The sequence below is a fragment of the Pseudolysinimonas sp. 10J20-29 genome (assembly GCF_055809595.1).
In genome coordinates this window covers 977449-1003353 of sequence record NZ_CM147917.1, presented here as the reverse complement: position 1 = coordinate 1003353, position 25905 = coordinate 977449, and the positions used below count along the sequence as shown (strand labels likewise).

The following is a 25905-nucleotide window of genomic DNA, read 5'->3' as shown; positions in this document are numbered from 1 at the left end:
TCTAGGCGCTGTGCTCCGCGGACTCGGGGCTCTCGGCGCGCTGTGCGAGCGCCGCATCGATCGCCTCGATCACGGCGGGATCATCCGGCTGCGTGGTCGGCCGGAAGCGCGTCACCTGGCCGTCGGGGGCGACGAGGAACTTCTCGAAGTTCCACTTCACGCGACCCGCCTTGCCGTGCGCATCCGGCGTCTCCTTCAGCGCCTGGAACAGCGGATGCGCGTGCGTGCCGTTCACCTTGACCTTGTCCATCAGCGGGAAGGTCACCCCGAAGGTGGTGGAGCAGAACTCCTTGATGTCGTCGGCGCTGCCGGGCTCCTGGCCGGCGAACTGGTTGCACGGGAACCCCAGAACGGTGAAGCCGCGCGACTCGTAGCGGCGCTGCAGGTCTTCGAGCTTCTCGTACTGCGGGGTGAGACCGCAGCGCGAGGCGACGTTGACCACGAGCACCGCGCGGTCGCCGAACTGGGCGAGCGTCGTCGGCTCGCCGTCGATGGTGGTCAGTTCGATGTCGCGGATGCCCATGCCTCCACGATATGCCGGGACCGCGATATGCGCTGGCCGAGCGCCGCTGACGGCGGCTCGATAGCCTGGATTCATGGCCGCCACGGAAATGAGCCACGAACCCGACGCCCACCGCTACGTGCTGCGCGTGGGCGGCGCCATCGCGAGCGTGCTCGAGTACGCCGAGCAGAACGGCGCGGTGTCGTTCCACCGCACGGTGACGGTGCCGACTCATCGCAATCAGGGCTACGCGGCGCAGCTGGTCGAGTTCGCCGTCGACGACGTCGAGGCCCGCGGGGCGGGGCCGATCCGCGCGGGCTGCTGGTTCGTCGCCGACTGGTTCGAGCAGCACCCGGAGCGGGCGGCGATGCTCGGCTGACCTCGTCCGCATCCGCCCCGATCCGAGGAGAGACGATGGCGCTCGACATCAAGGACTACGCCCTCATCGGCGACTGCCACACCGGCGCGCTCGTCGGCGTCGACGGCAACATCGACTGGCTCTGCCTGCCGCGCTTCGACTCCGCCTCCACCTTCGGGGCGCTGCTCGGCAACGCCGACCACGGGCGGTGGCGCGTCGGTCCGCGCGACTCGAAGCACTGCACCTCGCGGGAGTACCGCGATGACACGTTCGTGCTGGTGACGCACTGGTCGACGCCGACCGGCGAGGTGGACGTGATCGACTTCATGCCGCACGGCGACCGTCGAGCCGACCTCGTGCGCCGGGTGGTCGGCATCTCGGGGACCGTCGCGATGGAGCAGGTGCTGCGGGTGCGCTTCGACTACGCCAACGCCGTGCCGTGGGTGCGCCAGTCGCCGCGCCATGCGGAAGGCCACGAGAGCGCGCTGCTCGCCGTCGCCGGACCGGATGCGCTCGTGATCCGCGGGCCGGAGCTGCGCCCCGACGATCACGTGCACCGCTCGAACTTCGAGGTCTCGGCTGGGGACGTCGTCGACACCGTGCTCACCTGGCACCCGGCCCACCGCGAACCGCCGCCCGCGCTGGACGTCGACAACCAGTTGGAGGCGACCGAGGACTGGTGGCGCGACTGGGCCGAGCGCTGCGCCGTCTCCGGCCCCTACGAACGCGCGGTGCGGCGCTCTCTGCTGGTGCTGCGCGCACTCACCCACGAGGACACCGGCGGCATCGTCGCCGCGGCAACGACGAGTCTTCCGGAGCAGCCGGGCGGCGTGCGCAACTGGGACTACCGCTACGTCTGGCTGCGGGACGCCGCCCTCACCCTCGAGGCGCTGATGCTGCACGGCTACGAGCTGGAAGCGCAGGAGTGGCGCACCTGGCTGCTCCGCGCGATCGCGGGAGACCCCGCCGACATGCAGATCATGTACGGCCTCGCGGGCGAGCGCCGGCTCGGGGAGACGACGATCGAGAGCCTGCCGGGCTACCGCGGCTCGGCACCGGTGCGCGTCGGCAACGGCGCCGCCCAGCAGTTCCAGGGCGACGTTTTCGGCGAGGTCATGCTCGCCCTCGAGCAGGCTCGCACCATCGGGGTGCCCGAGGACTCGTTCTCGTGGTCGCTGCAGCTCGCCCTGATGAACCGTCTCGTCGAGGCGCGGGAGACGGACGACCACGGCATCTGGGAGATCCGCGGCCCGGTGCGCCGCTTCACCCACTCGCGGGCGATGATGTGGGCGGCGTTCGCGAGCGCCGTGCGCGCGGTCGAGGAGCACGGGCTGAAGGGCCCCGTCAATGTCTGGCGCGCTCAGTGCGAGGAGCTGAGGGCCGAGATCGAGGAGCACGGGTTCGACCCGGAGCTCGGCAGCTTCGTGCAGTACTACGGGGCCACGCACGTCGACGCCTCTCTGCTGCAGCTGGCGCAGATCGGGTTCGTCGAACCCGACGACCCGCGCATGCTCGGCACGGTCGCGGCGATCGAGCGCGAGCTGATGCGCGACGGCCTGCTGCTGCGCTACCGCGCCGAGTCGGGCGTCGACGGGCTTCCCGGCGACGAGCATCCGTTCCTCGCCTGCTCGTTCTGGCTGGTCGAGCAGTATGCGCGGTCGGGGCGCCGCGAGGACGCGACCCGGCTGATGGATCGCCTGGTCGGACTCGCGAACGACGTCGGCCTCCTCTCGGAAGAGGTCGATCCGGTGACCGGCGACCACTTCGGCAACACCCCGCAGGCGTTCTCGCACCTGGCCCTGGTGCGGGCAGCGGATGCGATCGCCGGGGCGGCCGAGGATCGCGGTCAGGACTCCGACGGCTCCTGAGCCGGCAGCAGCCCCGCGGCGCGAGCGGGCTCGGCGTACGCCTCGGCGAGCGACGCGACGGTGGCGTGCGCGTTGAGTCCGCTCGGGCTCGGCAGCACCCACACCGGAACGCCCTCGAGGGGCTCCGCCTGGCGACCGCTCGGCGCCCGCGGACGGTCGAAGCCGTCGCGGTAGGCGGTGATGCCGACGATCGCGACGACGGCGGGTCGCCAGGCGCGGACGTCGGCACGCAGCCGTTCGGCCCCGGCGCGGAGCTCATCGCGGGAGAGCTCGTCGGCGCGGGCCGTCGCCCGGCGCACCAGGTTCGTGATGCCGATCCCGGCGTCGACGATGCGAGCGCGTTCGGCTTCGCTGAGTCCGCGTGCGAATCCGGGGCGCTCGGTGAGGATTCCCGCCTGCACGAGCGCCGGGAAGAAGCGGTTGCCCGGATGCGCGAACGGCGTCCCAGTCGCCGCGGTCCAGAGTCCCGGATTCACCCCCACGAAGAGCAGCCGCAGCCCCGGACCGACCAGATCGTCGATCTCAGCATCTCGGAACGACTCGAGCTCGTCGCGGCTGAACCCCATGTTGCGATTCTCCTTTGAATCTCGGCACGCGGCCGGTTCGTGCGGGACGATCAGGGCATGAACGACCACGAGAAGAAGGGCCCCGACCCGGACGCGGAGCGCGGTGAGCGCCAGCACCCCTCGGAGGTGGTGGATCCGCCGCACGACTCGAAGGTGAGTCCGGCCACGGCCAAGGAACCCGAGCGCCCCGACCCGAACGGCCTGAAGGGCCGCCCACCGCGTTCCGGCAACTGAGCCGCCCGCCGACCCGACAGCTCAGTCGAGCTCGTCGAGCATGCCCCGCACGGCCGCGACGTGCGCGATCCGCGCCTCGCGACTCGGTGCCAGCGGCTGCACGATGAGGCTCGACGCTCCCGCGGTGCGGAACGCTCCCACGCGCTCGCGCACGTGCTCCTCGTCGCCGATGAGCGCCGTCGCCCGCAGCAGCTCTTCGGGCACCGCCGCGGCGGCCGCCGCCTTGTCGCCAGCGAGATACAGATCCTGGATGCGCTCGGCCTCCGCCTCGAAGCCCATCGACGCGACCACGGTGTTGTAGAAGTTCGCCCCCTTGGCGCCCATCCCGCCGATATAGAGCGCGGCCCGCGCGCGGTAGCCCTCGAGGGCGCGTTCGTGCCCGGGCCCGACGTAGACCGGCAGCTGCACGAGCAGCTCGAGCGGCGGCAGTGAGGCATCCCGCCGCTCAAGGCCCGCCGCGATCGGGTCGCCCCACACTCGGGCCCCGAGTTCCGGGTGGAAGAACAGCGGGATCCAGCCCTCGGCGATCTCCGCCGCCTGCGCCACGCCCTTGGGAGCGAGCGCCGCGATGTGGATCGGGATGCGGTCTCGCACCGTCTGCCCGATCATCTTGAGCGGCTTGCCGAGTCCGGTTCCCTGATCGGCCGGCAGCGGGATCGTGTACTGGCTGCCGGCATGCTCGATGCGCTCGCCGCGCCAGGCGGCGCGGGCGATCTCGATGATCTCGCGCGTGCGGGCGAGCGGGGCGGTGAACGGCACCCCGTGGAAGCCTTCGATCACCTGCGGCCCGGAGGCGCCGAGCCCCAGCTCGAAGCGTCCGCTGGAGATGGTGTCGAGGGTGGCGGCGGTCATCGCCATCAGCGTGGGCGTGCGGGAGTAGATCGGCAGGATCGCCGCGGCCAGCGTGATGCGCTCGGTGCGGGCGGCGAGAAATCCCAGCTTCGAGACGGCGTCGAAGGAGTACGCCTCCGAGACGGTGACCAGGTCGGCGCCGAGCGCTTCGTACTCGACGACGTCGGCGACGGCGTCACGGAAGTCGTCGGCGTAGTCGACGACCACGCCGAGTCGGGGGCGGGCAACGGGCGGGAGCAGTGCAGACGTCGATGTCACGTCGGCGAGTCTATTCGCGCCGAACGCTATTCCCCGGAGTTCGTCGCGCGCGAGGCACGTCCGCGAACCGCTGCACGACCGTCGGCGCCGGCCAGGGCCTCGCCCGCGGCCTGTCCGACGGCTCGCCCCGTGATCAGTTCCGAGATGTCGACGCCGACGAGGTCCTTGATGATCTGCCGGGTCGTCGCGAGCTGGCTCTCGAGGTTCTGCCCGATCTGCGCCGTTCCGGTCGCATCCGACGAGATCACCGTCATGTTCTGGATCGCCGCCAGCGGCTCCGCGGCCGCGCGGACGATGTCGGGGAGCTGCTCGATGATCTGCTGACGCAGCAGCTCGGCCGAACGCTCGTCAAGCGCCTCAGCTTGAGCGCGCGAGGACTCGGCCTCGGCGTGACCCTTCACCCGAATCGCCTCGGCTTCCGCGTCACCCTCGGCACGCAGCGCCTCGGCGGCCGCGATGCGGCGGTTCTTCTCGGCGACACCCTCCGACTCGATGGCCTGCGCGGCGGCCTTGCGCGCATCTCGGTCAGCGTTCGCGTTCGCGATCGCGGCCTGCGCATTCGCGTTCGCTCGCTTCTCGATCGCGTACGCCTCGGCGTCGGCGACGGCCTTGATCTCGGCATCCAGTTCCTGCGTGCGAAGCCCGACCCGCTTCTGCGCGGTCACCTCCTGCTGCGCCACGACCTCCTGCTGCGCAATCGCTTCGGCGAGCGGAGCCGCGGCGGCCGCTTCGGCGCGCGCTTTGTCGGTCTCCTTCTGGATCTCTGCGTTCCGCAGATCGAGTTCGCGCTGCGCCTCGGCGACCGCCTGGTCTGCCCCGATGCGGGCCTGCTCCGAGGCTCGACGCGCCTCCGACTCGGCGATCTCGGCGACCTGCTTCACACGCGCCGCCTCGCCGCGGCCGAGGTCGCGGATGTAGCCGTTGTCGTCGTCGATCTCCTTGATCTGGAGGGTGTCGATGACGAGCCCCTGAACGTCCAGGGATTCGCGCACCGTCTCGAGGACCTGCCCCTGAAGGGCCTGACGGTTGGTGATGATCTCGGTGACGGTGAGCTGGCCGACGATCGAGCGCACCGAGCCGGAGAGCACTTCCTCGGTCGAGGACTCGATCTGGTCCTGCTGGTTCAGGAAGCGCTGGGCGGCGGCGCGCACCATCGACTCGCTGCCGCCGACCTTGACGACGGCGACCGCATTCACCTTGATCGTGATCGCGTCACGCGTCTGCGCGGTGGCCTGCACGTTCAACTGCCGGCTGCGCAGGCTCAGCTTGAAGTGCGCCTCGACGATCGGCTTCACGAAGACGCGCGAGCCGAGCACCACCTTCTGCCCCGCACTGGCGTCGAAGTCCTCGCCCTTGCGCCCGCGCTGCTGGCGCGAGGTGACGATGATCGCCTCGTCGGGCTTGGCCACCTTGATCCCGGCCAGGATCACGATCCCGGCGATGATGGCAAGCACCACCACGACTGCCACGAGCACGCCAACGGTCAGAGAATCCCCCGGAAAGATCATGGGATCAGTATGGCGGATTCGAGCGCAACTCAATACGCGCTCGGCGTGGATCTGGCGGCAACGGGACTAGAGCCGGGCGACGTAGACCGAGTTGGTCGACACTCCCCCGGTGATCGGGTTGTCGAAGCTCACCAACTCGCCCGCCACGTGCGGGAACACCTCGCCCAGCAGCGCCAGGAACTCCGCCTCGGGCGGGTCGTCCGACCAGAGCGCGAACACCCCGCCGGGATGCAGATGCCGAGCCAGCGCGCGGAGCCCGTCGGCGGTGTAGAAGTCGGCGTGCGTCGAGTCGAGGCGGTGGCTCGGCGTGTGGTCGATGTCGACCAGGATCGCGTGGAACCGCGGGGCGTCGGCCGCACGCTCGCGGCGCGCGAGGTCGAAGAAGTCGTCGACGACGAGGCGCGTTCGCTCGTCGTCGAGCAGAGGGTTCGAGACCGGCAGCAGTCGGCGTTCGTGCCAGCCGACCACCTCGCCGAGCGCATCCACGACCGTCAGCGAGCGCACTCGGGCATCGGCCAGCGCGGTGACCGCGGTGTAGCCGAGGCCGAGGCCGCCGACCAGCACGTCGAGCGCGTCACCCGACACCGCGGCGAGGCCGAGGGTGGCGAGCTCTTCCTCCGCCACCGTGAACAGGCTCGACATCAGGTACTCGTCGTTCAGCTTCACCTCGAAGACCTCGACCCCGAGGTGCGGGTCGTGTCGACGGCGCAGCGAGATCTCCCCCATCGGGGTCATCTGGAAGTCGAGTTCTTCAAAGCCGATGCGCGCCATCCCCGAAGGCTAGTCGCCAGCCGACGAAACGGCGGCGCGACGCGAAGCGGCCAGCGCGAACGCATCCCGTACGGTGGTGCTGTGCGCTCCGACCGGCGCACCCCTCGGATCCCGCAAGAAGGTGCACGGTGACCAGTCAAGCCCAGCGACTCAACGCGCTTCTTGAGCTGGTAGCCGACCGCGGCTCCGTGTCGAACACCGAGATCGCCGAGGAGCTCGGCATCTCCGAGGCGACCACCCGCCGCTACCTGCAGCTCTTGGCCGACCAGCGCATGCTGACGCGGACCCGCGGCGGCGCCACGGCGCTCGGCTCCGGCTTCGAGTGGCCGCTGCAGTTCCGCGCGGACCGCCAGACCGACCAGAAGCTGCGGATCGCCGAAGCCGCCCTCGAGTTCGTCTCGATCGGCGACTCCGTCGGGCTGAACGGCGGCACCACCACGATCGAGATCGCCCGCGCGCTCGGACGCAGCACGCGACTGGGGGCGGACGCCAGCGAGCCGGGTGTGACGGTCGTCACCAACGCCTTGAACATCGGCTATGAGCTGTCCGTGCGGTCGGGCGTTCGCGTCGTCGTCACCGGCGGAGTCGCTCGACGGCAGTCGTTCGAGCTCATCGGCTCGCTCGTCGATTCGGCGCTCGCCTCGCTCACCCTCGATCTCGCGATCCTCGGCGTCGACGGGATCGACCCGAGATTCGGGGTCACGACCGTGCATGATTTCGAGGCGCATGTGAGCACCCAGATGCGGCGCGCTGCGAAGCGCGTCATGGTGGTCGCCGACTCGACCAAGCTCGGCCGCGTCGCCTTCGCTCGGGTCTGCGCCCTCGACGAGATCGACATTCTGGTCACCGATGCACCCCCGACCGGCGACATCGCCGCGGCGCTCACCGAGGCGCAGGTCGAGGTCGTCGTCGCCGACGGTCGGGCCGTCGACCGGGCCTGATCGGGACTCGACCGCGGTGCCTCACCAGGTGGAGTCGCCGCGGATGATGACGTCGGATCCGCCGTCGATGAACACCACCTGACCGCACAGGTGCGCGTTCTCCTCGCTCGTGAGCCAGGCCAGCAGATAGCCGACATCGCGCGGGGCGAAGATGCCGTTCAACGGCATCGGCACCACCTGCAGGATCGCCTCCCGCGCCTCCGGCGTCGCAGTGAACTGCTCGGTCATCGGCGTCTCGACCACCCCCGGGGCGACCGCGTTCAGCGGGATGCCCTCCCCCGCCCACTCGGGCGTGGCGGCGTGGCTGCGGATCCAGCGCGAGAGCCCCGCCTTGGTGGTGCCGTAGATCAGGTTCGCGGCGTCGCCGCCCGCGGCCTCGAGCTCGGCGCCGCGGTGCAGCGCGGCCACCTCGTCACCGGCGAGCAGCGCGGTCAGCAGCGCCTCGTCGGACGGGAAGAGCGACGCCATCGACACAGTCGCGACGGCGCGCGGCGCTTCGGAGCCAGCCAGCAGCGGCCGCAGGCCTTCGAGGGTCGCGACGGCGCCGAAGTAGTTGACGGCGACGGTGCGCGCGGTCGGGGTGGCGAGTCCGGCATTGGCGATGATCGCGTCGATCGATCCGCCGGAGTGCTCGGTGACCCCCGAGATCATCTCGGCGCGGCCGTCGGCGGTGGTCAGGTCGACGTTCACGTCCGAGCCGGCGAGGTCGACGCCGATGACGCGATGGCCGCGCTCGATCAGCAGATCGGCGGTCGCCTTGCCGATGCCGCTCGCGGCACCGGTGATGACATAGGTGCGTGACATGGAAACCCTGCTTTCCTCGGGCGAGGCAACACTGCCTCGCTCCCTCTAGCGTGCGCCTCGGCGCGCGGAAGCGATAGGGCGAAGGTCCCTCAGGCTCAGGCGTGCGCCGCGTCCCACCAGTCGAGCGCGCGCGTGGCGTAGAACGTCAGCCACTTCGACGGCCGCCCTTCCGCCACATCGACCTGGAACCAGACCCGGCCCGGATGCGGGCGCGACTGCCGCCATCGACCGTCGGGCTGCCGCTGCGAACAAATCGCCGCGATTGCGTCGGTCAATCGCGGATCCGGCGCGCTGTCGTCGAACTGGGCGGCGGCGCGGAAATAGTCGACCGCGCGCAGCACGTTGAATGCCCACCGGAACGGGTAGGGGAAGCGGGTCACCCACTCACCGACCTGTTCTCCGTTGGAGAGGCCGAACATGAGTCTCCGACGCAGCAGATACTCTTCCGCACGGTGACGCGCCGCCCGCAGTTCGTCGCTGCCTCCGGTCGCCTGCTCATGGTCGAGCAGCGACTTCACCACGTTGAGCGTCGAATGGAACGACGACACCGTCGACCCGTCGACCCATTCGCAGTTCCAGCCCCCGTCGTGCTGTTGATGCTCCAGAAACCAACTGGGGAGCGAGCTGACGTCTGCCCCCAACCAGAGACCGTTCGACAGTGTGAACGCGTTGATGCAGCAGTCGACCTCGCCCGCCCAGTACGGCAGATCCTCGTACTCCCAGCGGCTGTGTGCGGCCAGCTTGTCGGCGGTGCCCGCCAGCACCGCCGCATCGAGTCCCCACTCGCGCAGCGCGTTGAGACTCCACGTCGTCGCCGTGTAGGGCTGCCCGTTCTGCGCCTCGTCGCTCGTGAGGTCGAGGTTCGCGGGGAAGTACGCGCCCCCGGCCCACTGACCGTCGGCGTCCTGTCGCGAGAGCAGGTCGGCGCCGAAGCCTTCGGTGGCCACGCGGGCGCGCGTCGCGCGCCAGACCGCTTCAGGGGCGCCAAGCAGATCGCGCTCCACCTGCCACCGCAGGGCAGGGTCGGAGTCGCGCATCCACTCGATCAACGCCGCATCAGCCATGCGGGGAGTGTACGAGGATCGCCCGGAGTGGCGCTACATGCCGGGAATCGGCTGCACCTCGTGCACCTCGAGACTCGCGCCCGGGAAGTTGAGGTGCGGGTGGTTCTTGGTGAACGCCAGCGCCTCCTCCATGGTGGCCGCCTCGACGAAGGAATAGCCCGAGACGTCCAGCGTGCTGTCGGAGGTCGCGCCGCCGGGGTCGACGTGCACGCCGCCGCCGACGGGCGATCCGAAGTCGGTCAGGTGCGGGCCGAGACCTTCGCCCCACGCCATCCAGGCCTTCATCTCGGCGTCCATGTCGACGTCGGGCGGCGCCTCCTCCATCGACGGATTCGAGGGCGAGTGGTAGATGATCAGGAATTTCGACATCGTCGTCTCTTCTCTGTTGACCCCACCTTCATGCTCCGCCGGGAGCACCTCCGGCGCAACCTAGACAGATCTGTGCACCAACCGGCTAGGAGTTCTTCGCCGCCGCCTTGGCCGCCTTCTTGTTCGCGCGCACCTTCTCGAGGCTGTCGCGGTCGACGATGTCGGCCACCGAGCGCAGCGAGCCGGCCTCCCCATAGGGGCCTGCCGCCTCACGCCAGCCCGGCGCGGTCAGCCCGTACTGCTTGCCGAGCAGCGCGAGGAAGATGCGGGCCTTCTGCTCGCCGAACCCGGGCAGCGCCTTCAGTCGCTTCAGGACCGTCGCGCCGTCGGGCTCGCCGCGGCTCCACAGCGCCGCCGCCTCGCCGTCCCACTCGTCGACCAGGGTCGTGCAGAGCTTCTGAATGCGCGCCGCCATCGAGCCGGGGAACCGGTGCACCGCGGGGGTCTCAGCGCACAGCGCGACGAAGGCGTCCGGATCGTGCGCGGCGATCGTCGCGGCGTCGAAACGGCGACCGGATGCCGCCAGCCGCTGGGTGATCTTGTGCGGTCCCGCGAACGCGGTCTCGAGCGCGACCTGCTGGTCGAGCAGCATGCCCACCAGCAGCGCGAGCGGGTCGGAAGAGAGCAGTTCGTCGGCGGCGGCATCGCCGGTGATGTGAATCGCGGGGGTCATGCCCCCATGGTGCCACCCGAACCCTTGAGCGGGTCGAGTAGCGCGAAGCGCGTATCGAGACCCCCGCGCAGCGCCCACACCTGAGCGGGTCGAGTAGCGCGCAGCGCGTATCGAGACCCCCGCGCTTACCCTGGAGAGATGACCGCGCACGACGAACGGGGTTACACGGCGGCGCAGATTCGCGCCGCCGAACGTCCGCTGCTGGAGGCGGGAGTGCCGCTGATGCGCCGCGCGGCGGCCGGGCTTGCCGCCGAGGTGGAGCGCCTGCTGGCCGAGCGCGTACCCGATCGCGCGGCGCGCGTGGTGCTGCTCGTCGGCGCGGGCGACAACGGCGGCGACACGCTCTTCGCGGGCGCCGAACTCGCGGGCGCGGGCGCCCGGGTCGTGGCGGTGCCGACCGGATCGCGCATCCATCCGGCGGGAGCGGCAGCGGCCCGTGCGGCCGGTGTCGAGCTGTTGAGCGACGTCGAGGCCGATGCGCAGCTGGAGGATCTGATCGGCTCTGCCGACGTGGTGCTCGACGGGATCCTCGGCATCGGCGGCGCCGGCTCCCCGGCGCTGCGCGGCCGCGCCCGCGAGGTGGTGGCGCGCATCCGACCGCTGCTGGAGGCGGACACCGCGCCGCTGGTGGTCGCGGTGGACTTGCCGAGCGGCATCGATGCCGACGACGGCAGCCTGCCCGACCCGACGGTGCTGCCCGCCGATGTGACCGTCACCTTCGGCGCCCTCAAGGCGGGCCTGCTGCACTCACCCGGCGCCGAGCTCGCAGGCGAAGTCATCCTCATCGACATCGGCCTCGACCTGGACGGCCGGTCGAGTAGCGCGCAGCGCGTATCGAGACCCGCCGACGTAAGCCGGTCAAATAGCGCGCAGCGCATATCGAGACCCGCACCCTCGCCCCCGACCCGCATCCACGCCCGCATCCACGGCATCGTGCAGGGCGTCGGGTTCCGCTGGGCGACCCGCGCCGAGGCCGAGCGCCTCGGCGTCGCCGGCTGGGTGCGCAACCGGCCCGACGGCTCGGTCGAGTGCGAGCTGGAGGGAACCCCCGATGTCGTCGAGCGCCTGCTCGACTGGCTGCGCGTCGGCCCGTTCGGCGCGCGCGTCGACCGCCTCGACGAGCACGCGGTCGACCCGACCGGGGTGACCGGTTTCGAGATCCGGCGCGACTGACACGCGCCACCCCACCCGACGAGGAGGTCGAACATGGCTGCGGAGTTCCGCGATCGCGTCGAGGCCGGCCGACGCCTCGCCGCACGGCTGGCCGAACGGGAGTTCGAGGATCCGGTCGTGCTGGGACTTCCCCGCGGCGGGGTCCCGGTGGCCGCCGAGGTCGCCGCGGCACTCGATGCCCCGCTCGATGTGATCATCGTGCGCAAGCTCGGCGTGCCGTACTCGCCCGAGGTGGCGATGGGCGCCATCGGCGAGGGCGGCGTGCGGCTGCTGGATGCCGACCTGGTGCGCCGAGCGGGCGTCACCGAACGTGACGTCGCCGACGTGGAGCGCGCGGAGCGCCGCACCCTCGACACCCGCGCCGAGCGGATCCGCGGCGAGTTCGGCCAGGTCGCACTCGCCGGTCGCACCGCGATCATCGTCGATGACGGCGTCGCGACCGGTGCCACCGCCTCCGCCGCGTGCCAGGTGGCCCGCGCACACGGCGCCCAGCGGGTGATCCTCGCCGTGCCAGTCGGCGGGCCGGATGCGGCCGTGCTCGTACGGGGCGCCGACGAGGTGATCTGCCTCATCCAGCCGCGCGACTTCCATGCGGTGGGCGCGCACTACCGCGAGTTCGGCGCGACGACCGACGCCGAGGTCACCGCGCTGCTTCGGGCGGCGCGCGACCGCGGCGACGGCAGCCCGGACCGCTAGGCGTGCTCAGGCCGTGCCGCCCCGTGGGAGACTGCGGGCGTGGACGACTTTCTCGACTCTCTGGCCCGCACCGAACCCGTCGAGATCTCGCCGACGCTGCTGATCGTGCTGGTCGCGGCGGCGGCCGCCCTCAGCATCCCGCAGCCGATCTGGAGGTGGTTCGGCCTGTTCACGACCCTCGTGCACGAGCTCGGACACGCGGTCGGCGCCATCCTGACCGGGCGCTTCGTGCACGGCATGAAGATCCGGATGAACCACTCCGGCGAGGCGGTGAGCAGCGGCCGCGGCAAACTGGGCGCCGTCGTCAGCGGATCCCTCGGCTACCCGGCGCCCGCAATCGTCGGCGCCGTGCAGCTGTGGTGCGTCACGCAGGGCTACACGGCGCTCGCGCTCGTCGTGGGGGGCGCCATCCTGGTGCTCACGCTGCTGGTCATCCGCAACCTCGTCGGCTTCCTGGTGGTTGCCGTCTCGGCCGCGGCGAGCGTCGCGCTGTGGCTGTGGGCGACGCCCACCCAGCAGAGCTACGCGCTGCTCGTGATCGCGATCGCTCTGCTGGTGGGCAGCGTGCGCGGGTTCGCCGCCGTGATCGCCGTGCACACCCGCGGCCGCACCCGGCTGACCTCCTCCGATGCCTACCTGCTGTCGCGGCGCACCGGCATCCCGTCGATCTTCTGGCTGCTGCTGTTCAGCGCGCTGATCGGCGCGAGCGTGGTGTGGGCGGTCACGACGGTGCTGGAGGCGTACTAGCGCCCCCGGCGTCAGCCGTAGCGGTAGAAGCCCTCGCCGGTGGCGACGCCGAGCTTGCCCTGATCGATGTAGTCGCGCTTGACGAGCTCCGCGAACTTCTTCGAGGTCTCGTCGCCCATCACCGAGACGTTGTACGCGGTGGTCAGGCCGACGACGTCGAAGATCTGGAACGGCCCCAGGGGCGCGCCCGTGCCGATGCGCCAGGTGGCGTCGATGGTCTCGGGCTCGGCGACCTCGTTGACGAGCAGCGCGGACGCCGCGTTGAGCAGCGGAACGAGCAGCGAGTTCAGCACGTAGCCGGGCTGCTCCTTCTTGAGCGGGATCGGAACCATGCCCTGCTCCTTCGCGAACTCGACGACCGTGTCGAACACGGCCGCGTCGGTCTTCGAGGTGCCCATGATCTCGGCGGTGTTCATCGCCCAGATCCGGTTGGCGTAGTGCAGCGCGAGGAACTTCTCGGGCCGTCCGGTGGCCTCCATGAAGGAGCTCGGCAGCAGCGTCGAGGTGTTGGTGGCGAAGATCGTCTTCTCCGGCGCGAGCTCGCCGACCTTCGTCCAGGTGTCGGTCTTGATGGCCGGGTTCTCCGGCACGGCCTCGATGACGAGGTCGGCGTCCTTCACCGCGTCGGCGAGATCGCTGGTGACGGTGATGCGCTCGAGCGCGGCGGCAGACTTGCCGTCCTTGGCGCCGTCGACTTCGGCGTCGTAGGTCGCGGCGAGCCCCGCGAAGCGGGTGTGGGCGGCGGTGACGGCGGCATCGTCAATGTCCCACGCGGTGACCTCGAAGCCGTGGAAGGCCGTCTGGTACGCGATCTGGGAGCCGAGCACGCCGGTGCCGAGAACGGTGACCTTCTTGATGGCGGTCATGGGTTTGTCCTTTCAGGGGGTGTTGTCAGGTATCCGCGCAGGATGATCTCCGCCTGCGCTCGGATGTCAGAAAGGAAGTTGGCGCGGCGTCGCTCGTCACGCTCGGCGCCGAGCACCTCGAGGTGGATGGCGGCGTAGATCGCTCGCGCGGCCGGTTCCGCCGCGGGCGCCGGGCCGGGGCCCTGCCACGCCTCGGTGAGGATGCTCGCCACCTCATCCACGATCTGCTGCACCATGTGCAGCGCGATGTCGCGCTGGTCGCCGCTGGCGGAGCCGTCGACGACGCGGCGCTGATACGCGGCGAGGTTCGGCAGGCTCCAGCCGTCGCCGACCACCGGCGCGATGAGCGCCTGGAGTCGGTCCAGGGGCGTCGCCTCGTTCGCCGACGCCGCGATGCCGCGGTCGATCGCCCGCGCGAGGCTCTCGTTGCCGACCATGATGAACAGCTCGGCTTTGGTGGCGGCGTAGCGGAACAGCGTCGCGTGCGACACGTCGGCGCGGTCGGCGATCTCCGCCGTCGTGGCCGCGGCTTCGCCCTTCTCGGCGAAGACGGCGCGGGCGGAGTCGAGGATGCGGGTCAGCTTCTCGACCTTGTTGCGCTCGCGGCGACCGAGTTCCGACATCCTCGCCTCCTTACGGACTTCACTTATTTATGAGTGTACTCCGTTTTGTGCGGTCGGGTCCGGTCGTGGCGACTCCGGTCGGGGCGATTCGGGCCCGTCAATTCGGCCGCGTCGATTCGGCCGCGTCGCGCTACGCCGAGGCGAGCGCCTCGAGGGTCTGCTCGCGGGCGAGGCTGCGGTCGACCGGGTCGGCCTCGCGAGCCCCCGCCGTCGGCGAGACCATCACCTCGTCGACGCCGAAGCGCTGCGCGAGCGCGCGCACCGCGGCGGCCGCCGCCTCGGGCGCGTCGACCACCCACCGTCCGCGCATCGCGGCAATCAGCTCGTGCTGCGCGGGGCTGACGTCGGCGCGCGCGGCCTGCTCGACCGTGTCGAGCACCGTGAGCGGCTGCCCGGAGCGCATCCGCGCCATGTTGAGCAGACTCGGCAGCGCTCGGGCCTCCGCATCTTCGCGGGTCTCCCCCACGACGACATTGACGGTGACGAAGGTGCGCGGCGCGGCCGCGTGCTCGCTCGGCTGGAACCCGGTGCGGTACAGGTCGAGCGCGCGCTCGGTGCCCTCGCCGGAGAAGTGGTGCGCGAAGACGTAGGGCAGCCCGAGCCTCGCGGCCAGCAGGGCTGAGAAGTCGCTCGAGCCGAGCAGCCACACCTCGGGAACGCCCGCCGCCGCCGGAGTGGCGCGCACCGTGTAGTCGCGCTCGCCGAGCTGCAGCGAGGCGCCATCGCGGCGCAGCAGGGCGAGGATGTCGTTCACGTGCGAGGGGAACCGGTCGGCGTCGCTCGTCGGTCCGCTCGAGCGCAGCAGCGCCGTGATCACCGGATCGCTTCCCGGCGCGCGCCCGAGCCCCAGATCGATGCGCCCGGGGGCCGCCGCCTCGAGGGCGGCGAACTGCTCGGCGACGACGAACGGCGCGTGGTTCGGCAGCATGACGCCGCCGGATCCGAGCCGGATGCTGCGGGTGCGCCCCGCCGCAAGCGCGATCAGCACCGGCGGCGTCGTCGAGGCGACGGCGGGCATGTTGTGGTGCTCAGCGAACCAGTAGCGGCGGTATCCGAGCTCGTCGGCGCGCTGGGCGAGCCGGAGCGAGGCCCCGACCGCGTCGGCGGAGGTCTGGCCGTGCCGCACGGGCACGAGGTCGAGCACGGAGAGGGCGGGCGCGGCAGTCATCCTCCGGCGCAACACCGGTGCCTAGCCGGGTATTCCCGGCCGGGTCGCCGGGTCGCCGAGAGCGGCCGCGAAGAAGCGCTCGATGCGCCGCCACGCGTCGGCCGCCGCCTCCGGGTTCGGGCCGAGCCCGAGGAACCGCGTGAACAGCAGGCGCGCCGCGAGCGGACCGGAGTCAGCGTCGTTGAGGAAGGCGTGCCCGGCCCCCGGGTACTCCTTCACGTCGTGCGGCACGTCGAGCCGCTCAAGCGACGCCTCGAGCCGGTCGGCGGCGCCCCGCAGCGACCCGTCGCGTCCGCCGAAGCTGGCGACGATCGGGCACGCCCCGCGCAGGTCGTCGTCGAGGTTCGCCGGCAGCATCCCGTAGTTGGCGGAGGCGACGTCGAAGCCGCGCCCGCTGGCGGCGGCGAGCGCGAACCCGCCGCCCATGCAGAAGCCGAGGATGCCCACCCGGCCCGTGCAGTCCTCGCGCGCGAGCAGCCACTCCCGTGCGCGTTCAATGTCGACGAAGGCGCGACCCTCCCCCGCACGCAGCGCCCGAAACGTCGACACCAGGCAGCGGCGAGCGCCACCCTGCGCGAACAGGTCGGGCATGAGCACCAGGTAGCCGGCCGAGGTCAGCCGTTCGACCTGCCGCCGCATCACGTCGTTGATGCCGTAGGCCTCGTGCACCATGACAACGGCGGGCCACGGGCCCGCCCCGTCCGGAACGCCGAGCACCGCGGTCAGTCCGCGACTGCCCCCGGCTTGTTCGGGCAGGTCGATCTCGCTGAGCGCCGCGGGCATGCTGAGAGCGTAGGCGAGTCAGCACATCCGGGACAGACGAAACGGGCCGCCACCCGAAGGTGACGGCCCGTTTGGCAAGAAGTTCGCGGAATCTATCGACGCAGACCCAGGCGCTCGATCAGCGAGCGGTAGCGCTCGATGTCGATGTCCTGGAGGTAGCCGAGCATGCGGCGACGCTGACCGACGAGGAGCAGCAGGCCACGACGCGAGTGGTGGTCGTGCTTGTGCTCCTTGAGGTGCTCGGTGAGGTCCTTGATGCGCTTGGTCATGAGAGCGACCTGCACTTCGGGGGATCCCGTGTCACCGGGCTGCGTTGCATACTCTTCGATGATCGCCTTCTTGGTCTCGTTGTCGAGTGCCATAGATGGGACCCCTTCCTCTCGTTGCGCGGCGCCCATCACCGAGTGTGTGGGCTCTCTTCATCCGCGGCCGTTCTGACGGCAACCTTGGGAGTTTAGCAGAGCGTGGCGGTCGGACAGATCACGAGTACCTAGACGCGCGCCAGGTCACGCAGCAGCCGCTGATACTTCGCGATGAACTGGTTCGGCGTCTGAGCCGAGCCATAGAAAATCGCGGAGTCAATGTTGAACTCCTCAGTTAGACACAGCTGGGTCCGCAACGACTTGATGGTGCCCAACCCAACTTCCTTTCCGTCACCTGCCACCGAGATCGTGAAGGACCGCCTTATCGGCCGCTTAAAACGACGCAGGACGCTGTGCGAGCGAGATCGGACGACGCGCTCGACAACAATCTTGCTTCCGGATCGCGGCGTAATCGTGCAGTCAAACTCTTTGACAAGTAATGCACGGAGATCCCGCCAGACAATCGGCCGCTCGGAGCGCTCGATGGCGCGAGAATTCCGGCGAATCCAGTCGGACATTGCCAGCACCTCTTGGTCGGCCCGATCCTCGTACCGGTATGCCTCGTCTAGAACACGGTGCCTAGCCACTTCGAGGATCCAGAGGTAGAGCTCACGCTGCGAGAGCGAGCCTGCCAGCCAATGGTTATTCCTGTCCAGGAATACCATCATCGAAACCAACGCAGTTCGTTTATTCCCGTTGTGGAACGGGTGATTGTTGACCAACGAGTGAACAAGCGCGGCCGCCGCCATTTCAACCGTCGGATACTTCACATGATGCGGGTAGCCCGTAGTCGGCCTCATACATGCCGACGCAACCAGCTCGGGGTGCTTCGCACCAGGAGGAAAAATAGGGTCGTGCGCCTGCTCGGCGTCCAGCTCCAGCTCGCGGTGGATCAGATGTATGTCGTCTGGCTCGAGGAACTGCGTCGGTCGCTTTTGGCCGATTGATCGCCATTCAGCACGAGGCGCGAGCGGTAGTTGCGCTTCCGGTTGCCGTAGCGCTGAAGGGCTTGCGGGTCGAGTTTCACGCGGCGAACGTCGAGTCGACTCCCGGTAGGCCGCGAGCTTCGCATGGGCACCCTTCGGCAGTTGCCGCGCCTCGGGGCTTGTCGAAAAGCCGAGCTCAATCAGTAAGGCATCCAGCTCCTGCCGACTGATCTGAAGAGCCTCAGACCAAAAAGACTTCCGGCGCTCATCCGAAGGCACAGTCATGCCAAGGGCGCGCAAAGCTGGCCGCTGGTCCTCTGCACGAATAACCACATGCGGATCGGTGGCGTACGAAAGCCCGATACGGACGAGTTCGATGATCACATCCTCAATCTCGAAGCCCGATGCCGCGGCCAACGTCCGCGGAGTATGAAGTGTGCGAGCCATGCAGGTAAATCCTCACGTTTGCGTGTTGCCGACTGTAGTACCTACCGACGACAGCTGAACTTCGACTCGGTAGGCCTGCCAGGTCGTCCACGACGCGCACGCGCTAGATCCGCGCGACCCGGCGCAGGCTCCCCCGCGGCCTGGGCGAGTCGGTGAGCGACTCGACCGCCGCATCCGGGGCCGCCGCGACCGCCTCCGCGCCGTGGGTGAGCGCCCCGCTGAGCCTCCCGGCGAGCGCGCGGCTCGACGCCGGCAGATCGAAGCCGGGCGGATCGGTGGGGTCGATGTGCAGCTCGGCGCGGCCCCGGCGGTAGGCGCCGAGGAACTCGGGCAGCGTCGCCATGAGCGCGCGGTAGCGCACCCAGCGGTGGTTCGCCCAGCCGTCGAAGCCCCGGTAGTGCGGCTTCGTGAACTGGTCGATCAGCGCCGAGGCCGCCGCCTCACCGCGCCGGGCCAGGCGCTCGATCGAGTCATCCGACATGTTCAGGTTCAGGCCGCCCTGATCGCTGGTCTGCAGCACCCGCACGATGCGGTCGCGGTAGCCGGGCATCGTCACGTAGGAGTTGTCCTGCCAGTTGCGGGAGGTGTCGAGCATCGTGCCGGCGAAGTCGACGAGCGCGCCCGCCCCCTCCTCGGCGATCGGCTGATACGGGGGGTGGATGCCGCTGGAGTTGCGGGTCGCGAACACGATGTTCTCCGACTCATCCGCCGGATGCTGCTCGCTGTCGCTGCGGAACGATCCGAGATTGATGGCGAAGGTCGGCCTCGTCGGCAGCGGCGCCTCGAACAGGTGCAGCGGGAAGTTGCTGCACATGCCGCCGTCGGTGAACCAGAGCTTCTCGAACTGCAGCTTCTCGCCGCGCCGTCGGCGCACCGCATGCAGCGGGATCGCCGAGATCAGCAGCGGGAAGCTCAGCGACATGCGCACCGCGACGATCACCGGCAGGTCGCGGGCCTCCGGCAGGCGCACCAGCCCGCGCTCGGTCGCCACCTGGTTCTCGCGTCGGCCCTTCGCCGCCGTCGCGCCCTCCTCCGCCTCGGCGCAGACCGCGGGCGCGGCCAGCAGCGACGCCATGACGTTCGGCGGGAACAGCGTCGCCCACTCCTTCGGGTCGAAGAAGAAGTTGGAGCCCTCGAGCGGCATCTCGTACGGCCGGCCACGACTGAGACAGGTCGTGATGAGACGCAGATCGATGTCCCGCGCCCGACGGTCACGGCCCGCCGCCTCGTCGTCGCCCCAGAGCTGCCCGAAGGTGAGCGGAGGGCCGCCCGCGGGCAGGCCCGCGACCTCGTCAATGAGGTCGGAGAGCCAGTCGGTGAAGCCGGGGCCGCCGTCCTCGGCACCGAGGCCGCGACAGATGCCGAACAGGTTCTGCGGCACCGCGACCGTCAGCAGATCGACCATCCGGGCGGCGAGCGCGAGCGCCCAGCCGACCACCACGAGCGCCAGCGCGGCGAGCGCGAGGGCCGCGCCGGGCGCCACCTGGAACCACTGCTCGCCGAGCACGGCAACCACCACGCCCGCGACGCCGAGCACGAACAGCAGGACGCCCGCGAGCGCCCCCAGCGCGCTGCGGCCCGGAAAGCGCGCCACCAGCGCACCCACCGCGGCCCGCACCTTCGCCGCCGCGCCCGGCCTGGCCCGCAGCACGGCGAACAGCACCCGCAGCAGCGGCTCGGTGCTCGGCTGCGCCTGGAACAGCGCCTCGAGCCGGCCGCCGCGCAGGCGCTCCGGGATCTCGGTGAGGGTGCGGAATCCGCCGGTCTCGCGCCCGAACTCGGCCGCCCCCGCCAGCGCCGCGCCGATCGCGCCCGCCGAGGATCCCCCGACGCCGCGCAGGCGGTACTCCTCGGCGAACCTGGCGATCGCGAGCGGGTACACGACCCCCGAGGTGATGCCGCCCTTCATCACCAGATCGCACTGCCGCGGCGGGTCCGCCCAGCGATCCGCGCCCGCCTTGTCGATCGTCTCTCCCCGTGTGCGCGCCATCGGCCCGACCTCCCGCGTCGTCGTGGCGCCACCTTCGCATCCCCGGTCGCCAGCGTCAACGCTCAGCGGCCGTCGGGCCCGACTCCCGGGCGCACCGCGTGCCAAGCTGGACGGGTGACCACGCCCGTCGAGCCGCCCGCGCAGCTGCGCATCCGCGTCAAGCCGGGCAGTCGCAAGGGTCCGCTCATCGAGACGGATGCCGAGGGCACCCTGGTGGTCTTCGTGCGCGAGCGCGCCGTCGACGGCGCCGCGAACACCGCGGTCGAGAAGGCCCTCGCCGCGCACTTCGGCGTCGCCCCCTCCCGCGTGGAGATCACGCGCGGCCACGGTGCCCGGTTCAAGACCGTCCGCATCGACTGACCGCACCGCCGCGTGACGATGGCGTCGCGGGCGCTCGCCCCACGGTGAATCTGAGGGAATGTCGTACCTATAGTGTGGACTTCTCATGTTGCGCGGTGTCACAGCGAGCGCAGCCGTGCGGGTCGCCGACCTGCGCGGAGCCGGGGCGTTCAGCGCCGCCGGCTCACGGATCACAACAGGAAGCACCCATGCAGGAATCCAACACCCCTGACAACGTCGAGCAGCCCTCCGAGGCCCCGCCGACCGACAGCGCCGCGACGATGACGCAGACCGAGACCCCGGTCGAGACTCCCATCGCGCCCCCGGTGGCGGCCGCGAGCACGTCGGGCGGCAGCGCGCTGTCGATCACCGCGTTCGTCCTCGGCCTGGTCGCACTCGTCTTCGCCTTCATCCCCGGACTCAGCTTCGCCGCCTGGCTCCCCGCCATCGGCGCGATCGTGTTCGGCATCATCGCCCTGGCCAAGAAGTCCGGCAAGCGCGGACTCGCGATCTCCGGGCTCATCCTCGGGCCGATCGGCTGGCTCATCGCCATCATCGTCAGCGTCGGCGCCGTGTTCGGCGCGGCCGGCTCCGCGGTCTCCGACAGCGTGACCGAAGGCTTCGAGTCGACGACGCAGGAGGACGAGGAGTCCGCGGTCGACGAGAGCGCCGACGAAGCACCCGCCGACTCCGAGCTCGGCACGCGCGCGAACCCCGCGCCGGCGGGCTCGACGATCGAGCTCGGCGACTTCGGCTCGACCGAATGGGAGGTGACGCTGGGCGAGGCGGTGCTCAACGCGAACAAGGTCATCGCGAACGAGAACCAGTTCAACGACGCTCCGGAGCCGGGCTTCCAGTACCTCCTCGTGCCGGTGACCTACACCTACCTGGGCGACGACAGCGCCACCCCGTGGATCGATGTCACGATCGAGTTCGTCTCGGCCGCGGGCACCACCCACACGACGAGCGACGCCTTCGTCGTCGAGCCCGACGGCGTCCATGACATCAACGAGCTGTACACGGGCGCCTCGGCGACCGGCAACATCGTGATCATGGTTCCGAGCGACGACGTCGAAGCGGGAACCTGGTCGGTATCGTCCTGGTTCAGCGACCCGATCTTCGTCAAGGTCGTCTAGGCACGGCTCAGCGGGGCCGGGGCTGCGCCGTGCGCGCCCCGGCACTCGCGGCCGCGACATTGAAGTTGTCGCGGAACACGTTCTCCGGGTCCCACTCCGCCTTCAGCGCACGCAGCCTCTCCAGCGTCTGCGGAGACCAGGCGCGTGCGAGCCGCGCCGGGTCGAGGCTCGAATCGAAGTTCAGGTACGAACCGGACAGCAGCGGCTCGATCCGCCGCCACTCCGCATCGAGCGCTCGCTCCTCGGAGCCCTGCGCCACGATCGACACCGTCGCCGACCGACCCGAGTAGGCCGTCGCGTCGCTCTCCACATCGGAGACGGCCCCGCCGAGCGAGCGCAGCTGCACGAAGTGACTCGCCCCCTTTTCCAGCAGCCGCACCGTCCGCGTGGCGAGCTGGATGCCGAACGTGTCGGCGAGCCCCGAGCGCGACACCGGCTCCCCGTGCTCGTCGTGCGGCGCGTGCTCGATGAGCGAGGCGACCACCTCCTCGTAGGGCGCCATCTGCACCTGCTGGCCGACGATCGGCGCCAGACCGGCGAACGGCCGCAGCCGCTCGATCACGACACCGGAATCCGCCGTGTCGACCACCGCCAGCAGGCGCACGATGTGCGGCTGCCCCGGAACGGACGGGGTCAACACGAGTGACGACGTCACGTCGCGCGAGGTCACCACCATCGCGGCGGCCCAGTTGACGAGGAACCCGGCGACGCCGCCGGGCGCCGCGGACGCCTCGAACGCCAGCTGGGCCCAGCCGACATGCGGCTGCACCGGATGCGCCTCGAACTCGAACGCCGTTGCGACGCCGAAGTTCGCGCCCGCACCGCGCATCGCCCAGAACAGCTCCGGGTGCTCCTCCTCGCTCGCGCGAACCAGCGCCCCGGAGGCGGTCACCAGTTCGACCGCGCGCAGATGGTCGATCGTCAGCCCGTGCTCGCGGGCGAACCAGCCGAAGCCGCCCGCCGTGGCGAGCCCGCCGACGCCGACGGCGCCGTAGTCACCCGAGGTGAGGGCCCAGCCGTGGGGCGCCAGCACCGCGGACACGTCCATCCAGCGCGCGCCCGGCCCGACGCGCACCCGGCGGGTCGCCTCATCGAGCACGGTGATCTCGGCGAAGTGCGACATGTCGATCACGATGCCGCCGTCGTTCGTCGAGCGTCCGCTCACCCCGTGGCCGCCGCTGCGCACGCCCAGTGGCACCGGCTGATGGCGGGCGAAGGCGATCGCATCTGCCACCTGCTCGACCGTGCGCGGGGTCACGACCAGTCCGGGCGCGCCGCCGCGGTTGTAGGTGTTGCGCACCCCGGCATATCCGGGATCGCCGGGCTCGATCGCCTCCGCGGCGAGAGAGGCCGGAAGCGCGTCGTAGTCGATGCCCGCAACCCGCTTGGCGCGGGCAGCCGCACTTCGCACGCCGTTGGGGGCGCGACCCTCCGAACCCCGCGCCTCCGCGACCGCGGCCCGCAACGCCGGGATCACCTCGAGCGCGAAGGCCTCCATCATCGCCGGATCGTCGGTCGCCAGAATGAACGTCGAGATGCCGTCCTGCACCGCCAGCGGCAGCAGGTCGTCGACCCACCGCTCCGCGGGACCGTGGAACGGCTCGGTGCCCGTGGCCGAGATGTCGCCACCCACGTTCAGCATGCGGCGGATCGCGCGCGGGTCGCGGTCGGCCTCGAGGGCGGTCTCATCGATGATCTCGTTCGCTCGAGCCAGATCGCCCGGCTCGAGACCGAACAGCGAGGGCAGCCAGCCGTCGGCCCGGCGCGCGATCAGACGCAGCATGCGCGGCTTGTAGCCGCCGACCCAGATCGGAATGTCGTGCGCGGGCCGCGGGCCGCGCTTCGCGCCCTCGACGCGATAGTGCTCCCCGTCGACGCGCAGGCGATCGCGATCGTCGACGTCCCAGATGCCGCGCACGATCTCGATCGCCTCGTCGAGCGCCTCGATGCTCTCGCCCGGGGTGCGGCGCGGCCCGCCCATCGCGACGATCGCATCCCAGAATCCGCCGGCTCCGAGCCCCAGCGCCACCCGACCGTCCGAGAGCAGGTCGAGGCTCGCGGCCGCGCGGGCGAGCACGGCGGGCGGGCGCAGCGGGAGGTTGTGCACGTTCGCCGAGATCTGCACGCGCGAGGTGTGCGCCGCCACCCAGGTCATGAGCGTCCAAGTGTCGAAGAACGCCGGCTGGTACGGGTGGTCCTGGAAGCTCACCAAGTCGAAGCCGAGCTCCTCCGAGTGCTGCGCCAGCCGGAGCGCGCCGTCGCTCGGCGACACGTTCGGCGTGATGAACGTGCCGAACGACAGCTCGTGGCCGTAGTCGGGCATGACCCCACTGTCCTCCGATGGGACGCGCTCCGCTACCCGCCGCGTACGCTGGTTGCATGACCGCCCGGTACCGGAACGAGCCCATCTACACCGCCGCGATCGGCGCCGGTCGGCTGCTGTTCGGTGCCCTTCGCGTGAAACGCGACGTGCGCGGGGCCGAGAATCTGCCGGATGACGGCGGCGCCGTGATCGCGATCACCCACTTCGGCTTCCTCGAATTCGCCCTCGTCGAGTGGGTGCTGTGGCTGCACAATCGGCGCCGCATCCGCTTCATGGCGAAGAAGGGCGCGTTCCGCGGCTGGCCGCTGGGATTCTGGATGCGCAACATGAAGCACATCCCCGTCGACCGCGCGGCGGGCGCGGGCGCCTACGACGCCGCCATCACGGCGCTGCGTGATGGCGAGCTGATCGGGGTGTTCCCCGAGGGCACGATCAGCCGCAGCTTCGAGGTGCAGAACCTGAAGACCGGTGCCGCCCGACTCGCGCAGGAGGCGGGCGTTCCGATCATCCCGATCGCGGTCTGGGGCGGGCATCGCATCCTCACCAAGCAGGCGAAGGGGCGCCGCCGCGACCGCTTCGGCGTGCCCGTCCATGTCCTGGTCGGCGACCCGATCACGGTCGCCGCGGGGGCGGATATCACCGAGGCGACCGACGCGCTGCGCGCCACCCTGCAGCGCCTCACCGATGACCTTCAGGCGAGCTACCCGGTGGACGGCACGGGCCAGTGGTGGCAGCCCGCGCGCCTCGGCGGCACGGCCCCGACCGTCGCCGAGACCGAGCACGAGCAGCGCGGTTCGCGCCGGCCTGAGGAGACCGCCGACTAGCGGCTCGGCCCGGCGCCCGTCTCGCCCGGGTAGTGGAACACCTCGTCGAGCGGCACCTCGAGGGCGCGCGCGATCTGGAACGCGACCTCGAGCGACGGCGAGTACTTGGCCTGCTCGATGGCGATGATGGTCTGCCGTGTCACTCCGACCCGGTCGGCCAGCTCCGACTGGGTCATCTCGCCGCGGGCGAACCGGAGCGCCCGGATCGAGTTGGTGACCTGGGTGGACTTCATGCGCGCAGGCCCCAGCGGTAGGCCGACAGCTTGAAGATCGCGCCGAAGATCGCCGAGGCGTAGAAGCCGAGGAAGATCACGTTGGCGATCCAGAAATGCCCGAACTCGAACCACGCGAAGACGAGGGCGGCGAGCGCCCCGGCGATGACGAGCCAGCGCGCGGCGAGCTCCCCCGCCTTGTTGATGGCGCGATCGCGCTCGTCGCTCTCCTGCATGACGCGCCGCACGGTCTCGTCGGCGGTCTTCGGGTCGCGCACGCCCGCGACGATCGCGGTGATGATCGCGATGGCGACGGTGAGCACGACGGTGCCGATGACCGAGCCGACGATGACGATCAGCATCGGGGTGATGTAGTCGGCCTCGGCGAGCGGACCGCCGGCGGCGCCGCCCATGACCAGGGCGAAGTAGACGGCGTAGCCGATGACGGCGACGGCGAGTGCGATCCAGGCGTTGCGCTGCTCCGCAACCATGGTGTGACCTCCAGAACTCGTGGCGTGTAAA

The 25905-nt window shown here is 70.5% G+C and carries 29 protein-coding genes; 10 read left to right on the top strand and 19 right to left on the bottom strand.

The features are described 5' to 3' along the window. Position 1: 1 nt before the first annotated feature. Entirely contained in the window at positions 2–523 is a 522-nt protein-coding gene (locus tag AC0L6Y_RS04895; protein ID WP_473556720.1) for a glutathione peroxidase, read from the bottom strand. Between the two features lie 73 nt (positions 524–596). Here AC0L6Y_RS04895 and AC0L6Y_RS04890 point away from each other — a divergent pair, with 73 nt between their 5' ends. Continuing rightward, positions 597–881 (top strand): GNAT family N-acetyltransferase, encoded by a 285-nt coding sequence (locus AC0L6Y_RS04890; protein ID WP_473556716.1) that lies wholly within the window; start codon positions 597–599, stop codon positions 879–881. 35 nt (positions 882–916) lie between these two features. Continuing rightward, the gene (locus tag AC0L6Y_RS04885; RefSeq protein WP_473556710.1) at positions 917–2728 is read left to right on the top strand and encodes a glycoside hydrolase family 15 protein; all 1812 of its coding nucleotides are present in this window, start codon (positions 917–919) and stop codon (positions 2726–2728) included. On the opposite strand, the gene AC0L6Y_RS04880 is transcribed toward AC0L6Y_RS04885, so the two are convergent. Next, the gene (locus tag AC0L6Y_RS04880) at positions 2707–3294 is read right to left on the bottom strand and encodes a mismatch-specific DNA-glycosylase (RefSeq protein ID WP_473556704.1); all 588 of its coding nucleotides are present in this window, start codon (positions 3292–3294) and stop codon (positions 2707–2709) included. The two genes, AC0L6Y_RS04885 and AC0L6Y_RS04880, sit on opposite strands and share 22 nt — an antisense overlap. A 57-nt stretch (positions 3295–3351) precedes the next feature. Here AC0L6Y_RS04880 and AC0L6Y_RS04875 point away from each other — a divergent pair, with 57 nt between their 5' ends. Beyond that, positions 3352–3528, top strand: a complete 177-nt coding sequence (locus AC0L6Y_RS04875) for a hypothetical protein (protein ID WP_473556700.1) — start codon at positions 3352–3354, stop codon at positions 3526–3528. A gap of 21 nt (positions 3529–3549) precedes the next feature. Here AC0L6Y_RS04875 and AC0L6Y_RS04870 read toward each other — a convergent pair whose 3' ends face one another. The 3 genes from AC0L6Y_RS04870 to AC0L6Y_RS04860 form a co-directional block, all read right to left on the bottom strand. After that, entirely contained in the window at positions 3550–4638 is a 1089-nt protein-coding gene (locus tag AC0L6Y_RS04870) for an LLM class F420-dependent oxidoreductase (RefSeq protein WP_473556694.1), read from the bottom strand. A gap of 26 nt (positions 4639–4664) precedes the next feature. Beyond that, positions 4665–6146, bottom strand: coding sequence for an SPFH domain-containing protein (locus tag AC0L6Y_RS04865; protein ID WP_473556690.1), 1482 nt, complete (start codon positions 6144–6146; stop codon positions 4665–4667). Positions 6147–6212: 66 nt separating this feature from the next. Then, complete coding sequence (locus AC0L6Y_RS04860; RefSeq protein ID WP_473556687.1) at positions 6213–6917, bottom strand: spermidine synthase; 705 nt, start codon at positions 6915–6917, stop codon at positions 6213–6215. Between the two features lie 128 nt (positions 6918–7045). Here AC0L6Y_RS04860 and AC0L6Y_RS04855 point away from each other — a divergent pair, with 128 nt between their 5' ends. Beyond that, positions 7046–7858 (top strand): DeoR/GlpR family DNA-binding transcription regulator, encoded by an 813-nt coding sequence (locus AC0L6Y_RS04855; protein WP_473556682.1) that lies wholly within the window; start codon positions 7046–7048, stop codon positions 7856–7858. Positions 7859–7879: 21 nt separating this feature from the next. Here the strand turns inward: AC0L6Y_RS04855 and AC0L6Y_RS04850 are convergent, their stop codons facing one another. The 4 genes from AC0L6Y_RS04850 to AC0L6Y_RS04835 all read right to left on the bottom strand — a co-directional run bounded on the left by AC0L6Y_RS04850 (position 7880) and on the right by AC0L6Y_RS04835 (position 10768). Further along, positions 7880–8662 (bottom strand): SDR family oxidoreductase, encoded by a 783-nt coding sequence (locus tag AC0L6Y_RS04850; protein ID WP_473556677.1) that lies wholly within the window; start codon positions 8660–8662, stop codon positions 7880–7882. 95 nt (positions 8663–8757) lie between these two features. Beyond that, complete coding sequence (locus tag AC0L6Y_RS04845) at positions 8758–9726, bottom strand: squalene cyclase (protein ID WP_473556673.1); 969 nt, start codon at positions 9724–9726, stop codon at positions 8758–8760. Between the two features lie 33 nt (positions 9727–9759). Continuing rightward, positions 9760–10095 (bottom strand): YciI family protein, encoded by a 336-nt coding sequence (locus AC0L6Y_RS04840; protein WP_473556669.1) that lies wholly within the window; start codon positions 10093–10095, stop codon positions 9760–9762. Positions 10096–10180: 85 nt separating this feature from the next. Further along, a complete protein-coding gene (locus AC0L6Y_RS04835) occupies positions 10181–10768 on the bottom strand; it encodes an HhH-GPD-type base excision DNA repair protein (RefSeq protein WP_473556664.1) in 588 nt (195 codons plus the stop codon). A gap of 138 nt (positions 10769–10906) precedes the next feature. On the opposite strand from AC0L6Y_RS04835, the gene AC0L6Y_RS04830 reads away from it, so the two are divergent. The 3 genes from AC0L6Y_RS04830 to AC0L6Y_RS04820 are packed head-to-tail and all read left to right on the top strand — an operon-like array spanning position 10907 to position 13384. Next, a complete protein-coding gene (locus tag AC0L6Y_RS04830; RefSeq protein WP_473556657.1) occupies positions 10907–11941 on the top strand; it encodes an NAD(P)H-hydrate epimerase in 1035 nt (344 codons plus the stop codon). 33 nt (positions 11942–11974) lie between these two features. Continuing rightward, positions 11975–12637, top strand: a complete 663-nt coding sequence (locus AC0L6Y_RS04825; protein ID WP_473556653.1) for a phosphoribosyltransferase — start codon at positions 11975–11977, stop codon at positions 12635–12637. Positions 12638–12676: 39 nt separating this feature from the next. Further along, entirely contained in the window at positions 12677–13384 is a 708-nt protein-coding gene (locus AC0L6Y_RS04820; protein WP_473556648.1) for a M50 family metallopeptidase, read from the top strand. Positions 13385–13395: 11 nt separating this feature from the next. On the opposite strand, the gene AC0L6Y_RS04815 is transcribed toward AC0L6Y_RS04820, so the two are convergent. The 7 genes from AC0L6Y_RS04815 to AC0L6Y_RS04785 form a co-directional block, all read right to left on the bottom strand. Then, the gene (locus tag AC0L6Y_RS04815; protein WP_473556645.1) at positions 13396–14250 is read right to left on the bottom strand and encodes a 3-hydroxyacyl-CoA dehydrogenase; all 855 of its coding nucleotides are present in this window, start codon (positions 14248–14250) and stop codon (positions 13396–13398) included. Then, entirely contained in the window at positions 14247–14873 is a 627-nt protein-coding gene (locus AC0L6Y_RS04810; RefSeq protein ID WP_473556640.1) for a TetR/AcrR family transcriptional regulator, read from the bottom strand. The genes AC0L6Y_RS04815 and AC0L6Y_RS04810 overlap by 4 nt, the downstream gene beginning before the upstream one ends. A 130-nt stretch (positions 14874–15003) precedes the next feature. Then, on the bottom strand, positions 15004–16041 hold the full coding sequence (locus AC0L6Y_RS04805; protein ID WP_473556635.1) for an LLM class flavin-dependent oxidoreductase: 1038 nt from the start codon (positions 16039–16041) through the stop codon (positions 15004–15006). 21 nt (positions 16042–16062) lie between these two features. Further along, positions 16063–16824, bottom strand: coding sequence for a dienelactone hydrolase family protein (locus AC0L6Y_RS04800; RefSeq protein ID WP_473556629.1), 762 nt, complete (start codon positions 16822–16824; stop codon positions 16063–16065). Positions 16825–16916: 92 nt separating this feature from the next. Next, on the bottom strand, positions 16917–17186 hold the full coding sequence (gene rpsO, locus AC0L6Y_RS04795) for a 30S ribosomal protein S15 (RefSeq protein WP_294178546.1): 270 nt from the start codon (positions 17184–17186) through the stop codon (positions 16917–16919). Between the two features lie 128 nt (positions 17187–17314). Next, positions 17315–18559: a type II toxin-antitoxin system death-on-curing family toxin gene (locus AC0L6Y_RS04790; protein ID WP_473556622.1), complete on the bottom strand. Its 1245-nt coding sequence runs from the start codon at positions 18557–18559 to the stop codon at positions 17315–17317. Positions 18560–18662: 103 nt separating this feature from the next. After that, positions 18663–20549, bottom strand: a complete 1887-nt coding sequence (locus AC0L6Y_RS04785; RefSeq protein WP_473556617.1) for a patatin-like phospholipase family protein — start codon at positions 20547–20549, stop codon at positions 18663–18665. A 114-nt stretch (positions 20550–20663) separates the two neighbouring features. On the opposite strand from AC0L6Y_RS04785, the gene AC0L6Y_RS04780 reads away from it, so the two are divergent. Beyond that, positions 20664–20909 (top strand): DUF167 domain-containing protein, encoded by a 246-nt coding sequence (locus AC0L6Y_RS04780; protein WP_473556613.1) that lies wholly within the window; start codon positions 20664–20666, stop codon positions 20907–20909. 188 nt (positions 20910–21097) lie between these two features. Continuing rightward, positions 21098–22024, top strand: coding sequence for a DUF4190 domain-containing protein (locus AC0L6Y_RS04775; RefSeq protein WP_473556607.1), 927 nt, complete (start codon positions 21098–21100; stop codon positions 22022–22024). 7 nt (positions 22025–22031) lie between these two features. Here the strand turns inward: AC0L6Y_RS04775 and AC0L6Y_RS04770 are convergent, their stop codons facing one another. Next, positions 22032–24347 (bottom strand): LLM class flavin-dependent oxidoreductase, encoded by a 2316-nt coding sequence (locus AC0L6Y_RS04770; RefSeq protein ID WP_473556602.1) that lies wholly within the window; start codon positions 24345–24347, stop codon positions 22032–22034. A 56-nt stretch (positions 24348–24403) separates the two neighbouring features. Here AC0L6Y_RS04770 and AC0L6Y_RS04765 point away from each other — a divergent pair, with 56 nt between their 5' ends. Then, on the top strand, positions 24404–25171 hold the full coding sequence (locus AC0L6Y_RS04765; RefSeq protein ID WP_473556595.1) for a lysophospholipid acyltransferase family protein: 768 nt from the start codon (positions 24404–24406) through the stop codon (positions 25169–25171). Here the strand turns inward: AC0L6Y_RS04765 and AC0L6Y_RS04760 are convergent. Then, positions 25168–25404 carry a helix-turn-helix transcriptional regulator gene (locus AC0L6Y_RS04760; protein ID WP_473556590.1) on the bottom strand — a complete coding sequence of 79 codons (237 nt, stop codon included), beginning with the start codon at positions 25402–25404 and terminating at the stop codon, positions 25168–25170. The two genes, AC0L6Y_RS04765 and AC0L6Y_RS04760, sit on opposite strands and share 4 nt — an antisense overlap. Further along, positions 25401–25874, bottom strand: a complete 474-nt coding sequence (locus tag AC0L6Y_RS04755) for a hypothetical protein (RefSeq protein ID WP_473556586.1) — start codon at positions 25872–25874, stop codon at positions 25401–25403. Before AC0L6Y_RS04755 ends, AC0L6Y_RS04760 begins: the two co-directional genes overlap by 4 nt. Between the last annotated feature and the right edge of the window lie 31 nt (positions 25875–25905).

Excerpts from the sequence above, each read along its gene's own strand:
- AC0L6Y_RS04895 (WP_473556720.1), bottom strand. The coding sequence starts at position 523 with ATGGGCATCCGCGACATCGAACTGACCACCATCGACGGCGAGCCGACG.
- AC0L6Y_RS04890 (WP_473556716.1), top strand. The coding sequence starts at position 597 with ATGGCCGCCACGGAAATGAGCCACGAACCCGACGCCCACCGCTACGTG.
- AC0L6Y_RS04885 (WP_473556710.1), top strand. The coding sequence starts at position 917 with ATGGCGCTCGACATCAAGGACTACGCCCTCATCGGCGACTGCCACACC.
- AC0L6Y_RS04880 (WP_473556704.1), bottom strand. The coding sequence starts at position 3,294 with ATGGGGTTCAGCCGCGACGAGCTCGAGTCGTTCCGAGATGCTGAGATC.
- AC0L6Y_RS04875 (WP_473556700.1), top strand. The coding sequence starts at position 3,352 with ATGAACGACCACGAGAAGAAGGGCCCCGACCCGGACGCGGAGCGCGGT.
- AC0L6Y_RS04865 (WP_473556690.1), bottom strand. The coding sequence starts at position 6,146 with ATGATCTTTCCGGGGGATTCTCTGACCGTTGGCGTGCTCGTGGCAGTC.
- AC0L6Y_RS04860 (WP_473556687.1), bottom strand. The coding sequence starts at position 6,917 with ATGGCGCGCATCGGCTTTGAAGAACTCGACTTCCAGATGACCCCGATG.
- AC0L6Y_RS04850 (WP_473556677.1), bottom strand. The coding sequence starts at position 8,662 with ATGTCACGCACCTATGTCATCACCGGTGCCGCGAGCGGCATCGGCAAG.
- AC0L6Y_RS04845 (WP_473556673.1), bottom strand. The coding sequence starts at position 9,726 with ATGGCTGATGCGGCGTTGATCGAGTGGATGCGCGACTCCGACCCTGCC.
- AC0L6Y_RS04840 (WP_473556669.1), bottom strand. The coding sequence starts at position 10,095 with ATGTCGAAATTCCTGATCATCTACCACTCGCCCTCGAATCCGTCGATG.
- AC0L6Y_RS04835 (WP_473556664.1), bottom strand. The coding sequence starts at position 10,768 with ATGACCCCCGCGATTCACATCACCGGCGATGCCGCCGCCGACGAACTG.
- AC0L6Y_RS04830 (WP_473556657.1), top strand. The coding sequence starts at position 10,907 with ATGACCGCGCACGACGAACGGGGTTACACGGCGGCGCAGATTCGCGCC.
- AC0L6Y_RS04825 (WP_473556653.1), top strand. The coding sequence starts at position 11,975 with ATGGCTGCGGAGTTCCGCGATCGCGTCGAGGCCGGCCGACGCCTCGCC.
- AC0L6Y_RS04815 (WP_473556645.1), bottom strand. The coding sequence starts at position 14,250 with ATGACCGCCATCAAGAAGGTCACCGTTCTCGGCACCGGCGTGCTCGGC.
- AC0L6Y_RS04810 (WP_473556640.1), bottom strand. The coding sequence starts at position 14,873 with ATGTCGGAACTCGGTCGCCGCGAGCGCAACAAGGTCGAGAAGCTGACC.
- AC0L6Y_RS04805 (WP_473556635.1), bottom strand. The coding sequence starts at position 16,041 with ATGACTGCCGCGCCCGCCCTCTCCGTGCTCGACCTCGTGCCCGTGCGG.
- AC0L6Y_RS04800 (WP_473556629.1), bottom strand. The coding sequence starts at position 16,824 with ATGCCCGCGGCGCTCAGCGAGATCGACCTGCCCGAACAAGCCGGGGGC.
- rpsO (WP_294178546.1), bottom strand. The coding sequence starts at position 17,186 with ATGGCACTCGACAACGAGACCAAGAAGGCGATCATCGAAGAGTATGCA.
- AC0L6Y_RS04790 (WP_473556622.1), bottom strand. The coding sequence starts at position 18,559 with ATGGCTCGCACACTTCATACTCCGCGGACGTTGGCCGCGGCATCGGGC.
- AC0L6Y_RS04785 (WP_473556617.1), bottom strand. The coding sequence starts at position 20,549 with ATGGCGCGCACACGGGGAGAGACGATCGACAAGGCGGGCGCGGATCGC.
- AC0L6Y_RS04775 (WP_473556607.1), top strand. The coding sequence starts at position 21,098 with ATGCAGGAATCCAACACCCCTGACAACGTCGAGCAGCCCTCCGAGGCC.
- AC0L6Y_RS04770 (WP_473556602.1), bottom strand. The coding sequence starts at position 24,347 with ATGCCCGACTACGGCCACGAGCTGTCGTTCGGCACGTTCATCACGCCG.
- AC0L6Y_RS04765 (WP_473556595.1), top strand. The coding sequence starts at position 24,404 with ATGACCGCCCGGTACCGGAACGAGCCCATCTACACCGCCGCGATCGGC.
- AC0L6Y_RS04760 (WP_473556590.1), bottom strand. The coding sequence starts at position 25,404 with ATGAAGTCCACCCAGGTCACCAACTCGATCCGGGCGCTCCGGTTCGCC.
- AC0L6Y_RS04755 (WP_473556586.1), bottom strand. The coding sequence starts at position 25,874 with ATGGTTGCGGAGCAGCGCAACGCCTGGATCGCACTCGCCGTCGCCGTC.